Here is a 6,108-nt window from a genome sequence, read left to right on the forward strand (position 1 = left end):
GTGGACAAGAAGAACGCCCTGCGCGCCGGCGCCCTGGCCGCCGGTACGACGCTGATGATGCTGCTCATGTCGTCCCCTGCGCTCGCGCTCACGCGTGACGACGGCGACGACCCCGGCCAAGGCCTGAGCGTCATGGAGACGCTGGGCCAGTTCGTCTTGGCCCCGATCGTGCTGTTCGCGGTCATCGCGGGCCTCGTGATGGTCCTGGACCGCTCCTCCGACCGTCAGCCGAAGGCGAAGGCCAAGGCCTGACGAAGGCCGAGGCGAAGGCCTGATCAGGGCGGCTGCGTCCGCTCACAGCTCTTCCCGAGGGCGCCGTCCCTCGTCCTCACGCACGGGTATCCGCCGTACGTGACGACGAGGCCGGCGCCCTCGGTGTTTCTCCGGCAGCGACGGCCGCGGGCCGGGGAGTCTCACGCCGGGTGCGGCGCCGTCAGATACCGCTGCACCGTGGGCGCCAGCCAGGCCACGACCTCCTCGGGGGCCAGTTCCACGGCGGGCGGAAACCGCAGGACGTAGCGCGTGAGCGCCAGCCCCAGCAACTGCGCCGACACCAGCGCGGCCCGCGCCGGGGCCTGCTCGGGGTCGGGGCACACCCGGCGCGCGACCGGCAGCAGTTGGTCGCCGAAGATGCCCCGCATGCGCTCGGCCCCGGCCTGGTTGGTCGCGCCGACCCTGAGCAGGGCCGTGAGCACCTCGTTCTTCTCCCACATGCTCAGGAAGTGCGTGACGAGCACCCGGCCGACGTCCTCCCGGGTCAGCGACGCCGGGTCCGGCAGCCGCAGATCGATGGCGACGGCCGCCGCGAACAGGCCCTCCTTGTTGCCGTAGTAGCGCATCACCATCGACGGATCGATGCTCGCGTCCTTGGCGATGGCGCGGATGGTGGCGCGGTCGTACCCGTCGGTCGCGAAGCGCTCGCGGGCCGCGTCGAGGATCGCCCTGCGCGTGGCGTCGGAGCGGCGGGGCGGGGTGGGGGGCTTGCTGTGCGTCATGCCAACAATCGTAGGCCAACAAGTGTTGACTCCCAAGAGTCGCGGCCTTAGTGTTGCCAACAAGCGTTGACCAACAAGCGTTGGCAATCAGGAGGCCATCATGAACGGCACGAACGGGATGAGCGGCACGAACAGCACCCCTACCAGCCCCGCGGGCGTCCCCCGCTCCGTGATCGTCGTCGGCGCCGGCCCCACCGGCCTCCTTCTCGCCGGCGACCTCGCCGCCGCCGGCGTCCCCGTCGCCCTCGTCGAGAAGCGCCCCCACAAGATCAGCAACCTCTCCCGCGCCTTCGGTGTGCACGCCCGCACCCTGGAGCAGCTCGACGCCCGCGGCCTCGCCGACCCGCTGCTCGCCACCGGCAGCACCATCACCGAGCTGCGTCTCTTCCGTCGTCTCTCGCTCGACCTGGGCACGCTGCCGTCCCGCTTCCCGTTCCTGCTCATCACCCCGCAGTACGAGGTCGAGCGGCTGCTGGAGCGGCGGGCGCGGGAGCTCGGCGTCGAGTTCCTCTTCGAGAACGAGGTTGTCGGGCTACGGCAGGACGACAGCGGGGTCGACCTCGATGTGCGCGGCCCGGACGGGGCGGTCGTCACGCGTCGCGCGGCCTACGTCGTCGGCGCGGACGGGCACCGCAGCTCCGTACGCCGGGCGGTCGGCCTGCCCTTTCCCGGCGTCTCCGTCATCAAGTCCCTGTTCCTGGCGGACGTCCGGCTCGCCGAGCAGCCGGGGAGCGTGCTCACCGTCAACGGCGCGGGTGACGCCTTCGCGATGATCGCGTCCTTCGGCGACGGCTGGTACCGCGTCATGGGCTGGAGCCGACGCCACGAGGTCCCCGACGACGTCCCGCTCGACCTCGACGAGGTCAAGGACGTCACCCGGCGCGCCCTGGGTACCGACTACGGCATGCACGACGCCCGCTGGCTCTCCCGCTTCCACAGCGACGAACGGCAGGCACCCGAGTACCGGGTCGGGCGGGTCTTCCTCGCCGGTGACGCCGCGCACGTGCACTCGCCGGCCGGCGGTCAGGGCATGAACACCGGCCTCCAGGACGCGGCCAACCTCGGCTGGAAGCTGGCCGCGGCCGTGCGCGGCTGGGCGCCCGAGGGCCTGCTGGACAGCTACCAGGCCGAGCGCCACCCCGTCGGCAAGGCCGTGCTGCGCAGCAGTGGCGGGCTGGTCCGGCTGGCGCGGGCGCAGAGCCCGGGCCTGCGAGCCGTACGCGCCCTCGTCTCCGCCTTCGCCGGCGTGGCCCGGCCCGCCCGGGCGAAGGCCCTGGCCCAGATCTCCGGCATCGGCTACCGGTACCCCGCTGCACGCGGCGCCCACCGCCTCACCGGCACCCGAGCCCCCGACGTCACACTTGCCGGCGGCGGCCGCCTCTACGAGGCCCTGCGCGGCGGGCGGTTCGTGCTGGTCACGCCGAGGGCGGACGAAGCGCAGGCATACGACGGCCAGGGCGTCCGCGAGGACCGGCTGGCGGTCGAGCGTTGGGCGGGCGACGGCCGTACGACCGTGCTCGTGAGGCCCGACGGGTACGTGGCGTGGGCGGGGGACGCGGCGGACGCGGCGGCGGTCGAGGCGGCGCTCGTCGCTCACCTGGGGTGAGCGGAGCCTCCGCCTACCGGTGCTCGGGCGTCCCCGCGAGCAGTTCCCGCAGCAGGTCGGCCAGTTGGCCGGCCTGTTCGTCGTCCAGGGCCGACAGGGCCTCCGTCTGGACGGCGAGACCCGCGCCGACCGCCTCGTCGATGAGGGCCAGCCCCTTCTCGGTGAGCGTGACGTGCAGGCCGCGGCGGTCGTGCGGGTCGGGGGAGCGGCGCAGCAGGCCGGCCCGTTCCAGTTTGTCGAGGCGGCCGGTCATGCCTCCGGTGGTGAGCATCAGCGTCGCCGAGAGCTGGCGGGGCGAGAGCGTGTAGGGCTCGCCGGAGCGGCGCAGCGTCGCCAGGACGTCGAACTCGCCGCGCGAGATGCCGTGGGGCGCGTACGCCTTCTCCATGCGGTCGCCCATCGTGCGGGAGAGGCGGTAGATCCGTCCGAAGACCTCCATCGCCTTGGTGTCGAGGTCGGGGCGCACGGTCGCCCACTGGTCGATGATCGCGTCGACGGGATCCGTGCGCTGCGGGCGTTCGCTCATGGCCCGAGTATCGGCGGCGGGAAACTCGACCGCAAGAAAGTGGATCGCCGGTAAGTGGATTATCGCTAAGCGGCTTGACGGCAAGTAGCTTAGCGCTAAGCTAATTACTGCTGACCTACTTGAAGGGTGTGTCCCCATGGCCGCCAACCGCGCCGGCAGCGCCTCTCCCGTCTCTCGCACCCGCCCGGCCCTGATACTCCTCACCGCCCTCGCCCCGATCTCCTGGGGTACGACCTACGCGGTCACCACCGAGTTCCTGCCGCCGGACCGGCCCCTCTTCACCGGCTTGATGCGCGCCCTCCCGGCCGGTCTGCTGCTGCTCGCCGTCGCCCGCGTCCTCCCGCGCGGCGCCTGGTGGTGGAAGTCGGCGGTGCTGGGCGCGCTGAACATCGGCGCCTTCTTCCCACTGCTCTTCCTCTCCGCGTACCGGCTGCCGGGCGGGATGGCGGCCGTCGTCGGCTCGGTCGGCCCGCTGCTGGTCGTGGGCCTCGCGGCGCTGCTGCTGGGGCAACGGCCGACGCTGCGGAACGTGCTCACCGGTGTCGTGGCGGCGTCCGGCGTCAGCCTGGTCGTGCTGAAGGCGGCCGGCGCGCTCGATCCCGTCGGCGTGCTGGCGGCCCTCGCCGCCACGGCGTCGATGGCCACCGGCACCGTCCTGACCAAGCGCTGGGGGCGCCCGGACGGCGTCGGCCCGCTCGCCCTCACCGGCTGGCAGCTCACCGCGGGCGGCCTGCTCATCGCCCCGCTCGCCCTCCTGATCGAGGGCGCACCGCCCGCGCTCGACGGCCGGGCGACCGCGGGCTACCTCTACCTGGCCCTGGCGAACACGGCGGTCGCGTACTGGCTCTGGTTCCGCGGCATCGGCCGCCTCAGTGCCACGCAGGTCACCTTCCTCGGCCCGCTGTCACCCCTGACCGCCGCGGTGGTGGGCTGGGCGGCGCTGGGGCAGGCGCTGACGCCGGTGCAGTTGGTGGGTATGGCGCTCGCGTTCGGGGCGACGGTGGTGGGGCAGATCGGGGCGGGCGGGAAGGCCGTACGGGGGGCCGTACGGGTAGGACCCTTCAGTTCTACTGAAGAAAAGCTTCGGAAAGATTCGATGGACGTGACAGTTCCTGCGCTGCGACGGTAGATCGAGCCCGATCACCGAACAGCGAAAGGATCTCCGTGACCGTCGTCCTCCCCAGGACAGCCACGACAGCCAGGACAACCAGCACAGTCGGGACGGCCCCCGCCCCGACCCCCCTCCTCAAGGCAACCGCCCTCGGCATCGCGCTCGCCGCGCTCGCCACCGTCGTCTGGTCCGGCAGCTTCGTCACCTCCCGGGCGCTGGCCGACAGCGTGCCGCCGGTGCAGCAGGCGTTCTGGAGATGGCTGGTGGCGCTGGTCGCGGTGGCCCCCTTCGGGGCTCGGCAGGCCTGGCGGCAGCGGCAGTCGATCCGCCGTCACCTCGGCTACGTGGTCGTCGCCTCGCTCCTCGGTGTGGCCGTCTACAACACCCTCGTCAACCAGGCCGGGTTGACCACGCCCGCCGCCAACATGGGCATGATCATGGCCGCTTCGCCGGTCCTGATGGCCGTGTTCGAGCGGGCCGCCGGGGGACGGCTGGGGGCGCGCCGGGTGCTGGGGCTGCTGACGGCGTGCGCGGGCGTCGTGCTGCTGATCGCCGGAGGCGCGGGAGGAGGCACAGGGGGTTTCGCGGCGGGGGACCTGTGGATGGTGGCGGCGGCCTGCTGCTTCGCGTCGTACAGCGGCCTGTTGCGGCGCAAGCCGGCCGAACTCGGCGGTACGGCCTTCCTGTTCACCACGTTCCTGCTGGGCACGGCGCTGCTGCTGCCCGCGCAGGGCGTGAGCCTGGTGGTGCAGGGCGGCTTCGCGCCGACGCCCGGCACCGTCCTGCCGATCCTGTACGTGGGGGTCGTCTCCTCCGCCGTCGCCTTCTTCGCCTGGAACCGGGCGATCGCGCTGGTCGGCCCGAGCCGCGCCGGGGTCGTCTACTACCTCCAGCCGGTGTGCGTGGCCCTGCTGTCCTGGGCCGTCCTCGGCGAGAGCATCGGCCGGCCGCAGGTGCTGTGCATGGCGCTGATCCTCGGCGGAGTCGTCCTGGGCGCGGCGGCGCGTCGGTGACGTAGGTTGCCGCCATGGTCGAGTGGGACATCCGGAAGCTGCAGATCCTGCGGACGTTGCGGGAGCGGGGGACCGTGACCGCGACGGCCGAGGCGTTGCGGATGACGCCGTCGGCTGTGTCGCAGCAGCTGACGAATCTCGCCAAGCAGGTCGGGGTGCCGTTGCTGGAGGCGCAGGGGCGACGGGTGCGGCTCACGGACGCGGCGCGGCTGGTGCTGCGGCACGCCGAGGCCGTCTTCGAGCAACTGGAGCGGGCGGACGCCGAGTTGGCGGCCTACGTGCACGGAGAGGTCGGCGAGGTCCGGGTGGGAGCCTTCTCCACGGCGGTGCCCGCGCTGGTCGTCCCTGCCGTGCGGGCGTTGCGGGAGACACATCCCGGGGTGGTCGTACGGGTGCGGGAGGCCGAGGCCGGGGAGGCCTACGAGTTGCTGGCCGCGGGGGAGGTGGACCTGGCATTGTCGCTGGCCGCGCAGGCGCCGGCGGTGGGGGACGCGAGGTTCACCCGGGTGCCGTTGCTCGCGGACCCGCTGGATGTCGCGTTGCCTCGCGGGCATCGGCTGGCGGAGGTCGGGGAGGTACGGCTGGCCGATCTCGCCGAGGAGGACTGGATCTTCGGCGGCAGCGGGCCGTGGTCGGACATCACGCGGGGGGCGTGCGAGGCGGCCGGGTTCAGTCCTCGGCAGGGGCATTCGGCGGCCGGGTGGACGGCGATCCTGGCGATGGTGGAAGCGGGGATGGGGGTGGCACTGGTACCGCGGATGGCTGCCGCCGTGCCCAGGGGCGGGGTCGTGATGCGGGAGGTGGGGGAGCAGCGCCCGGTTCGGCACGTGGTGGCCGCGGTGCGGAGGGGGAGTGAG

At 72.8% G+C, this 6,108-nt stretch carries 7 protein-coding genes; 5 read left to right on the top strand and 2 right to left on the bottom strand.

All coding sequences use genetic code 11. From position 1 onward, the window contains the following. On the top strand, window positions 1-252 hold the full coding sequence (locus tag ABD932_RS32800; RefSeq protein WP_345018329.1) for a hypothetical protein: 252 nt from the start codon (window positions 1-3) through the stop codon (window positions 250-252). A gap of 161 nt (window positions 253-413) precedes the next feature. Here the strand turns inward: ABD932_RS32800 and ABD932_RS32805 are convergent, their stop codons facing one another. Continuing rightward, a complete protein-coding gene (locus tag ABD932_RS32805) occupies window positions 414-995 on the bottom strand; it encodes a TetR/AcrR family transcriptional regulator (protein ID WP_345018331.1) in 582 nt (193 codons plus the stop codon). A 100-nt stretch (window positions 996-1,095) separates the two neighbouring features. On the opposite strand from ABD932_RS32805, the gene ABD932_RS32810 reads away from it, so the two are divergent. Continuing rightward, on the top strand, window positions 1,096-2,601 hold the full coding sequence (locus tag ABD932_RS32810) for an FAD-dependent monooxygenase (protein WP_425587549.1): 1,506 nt from the start codon (window positions 1,096-1,098) through the stop codon (window positions 2,599-2,601). A 13-nt stretch (window positions 2,602-2,614) separates the two neighbouring features. On the opposite strand, the gene ABD932_RS32815 is transcribed toward ABD932_RS32810, so the two are convergent. Further along, complete coding sequence (locus tag ABD932_RS32815; protein WP_345018333.1) at window positions 2,615-3,127, bottom strand: MarR family winged helix-turn-helix transcriptional regulator; 513 nt, start codon at window positions 3,125-3,127, stop codon at window positions 2,615-2,617. Window positions 3,128-3,263: 136 nt separating this feature from the next. Between ABD932_RS32815 and ABD932_RS32820 the strand changes: the two genes are divergently transcribed. The 3 genes from ABD932_RS32820 to ABD932_RS32830 all read left to right on the top strand — a co-directional run. Beyond that, window positions 3,264-4,256, top strand: coding sequence for an EamA family transporter (locus ABD932_RS32820; protein WP_345018335.1), 993 nt, complete (start codon window positions 3,264-3,266; stop codon window positions 4,254-4,256). Window positions 4,257-4,291: 35 nt separating this feature from the next. Then, window positions 4,292-5,251: a DMT family transporter gene (locus tag ABD932_RS32825; protein ID WP_425587550.1), complete on the top strand. Its 960-nt coding sequence runs from the start codon at window positions 4,292-4,294 to the stop codon at window positions 5,249-5,251. 14 nt (window positions 5,252-5,265) lie between these two features. Next, window positions 5,266-6,108: LysR family transcriptional regulator (locus ABD932_RS32830; RefSeq protein WP_345018337.1), on the top strand; the 843-nt coding region annotated here is incomplete at its 3' end.

Source organism: Streptomyces shaanxiensis, from assembly GCF_039537145.1.
In the GTDB taxonomy this organism is placed as follows: domain Bacteria; phylum Actinomycetota; class Actinomycetes; order Streptomycetales; family Streptomycetaceae; genus Streptomyces; species Streptomyces shaanxiensis.

Excerpts from the sequence above, each read along its gene's own strand:
- ABD932_RS32815 (WP_345018333.1), bottom strand. The coding sequence starts at position 3,127 with ATGAGCGAACGCCCGCAGCGCACGGATCCCGTCGACGCGATCATCGAC.
- ABD932_RS32820 (WP_345018335.1), top strand. The coding sequence starts at position 3,264 with ATGGCCGCCAACCGCGCCGGCAGCGCCTCTCCCGTCTCTCGCACCCGC.
- ABD932_RS32810 (WP_425587549.1), top strand. The coding sequence starts at position 1,096 with ATGAACGGCACGAACGGGATGAGCGGCACGAACAGCACCCCTACCAGC.
- ABD932_RS32805 (WP_345018331.1), bottom strand. The coding sequence starts at position 995 with ATGACGCACAGCAAGCCCCCCACCCCGCCCCGCCGCTCCGACGCCACG.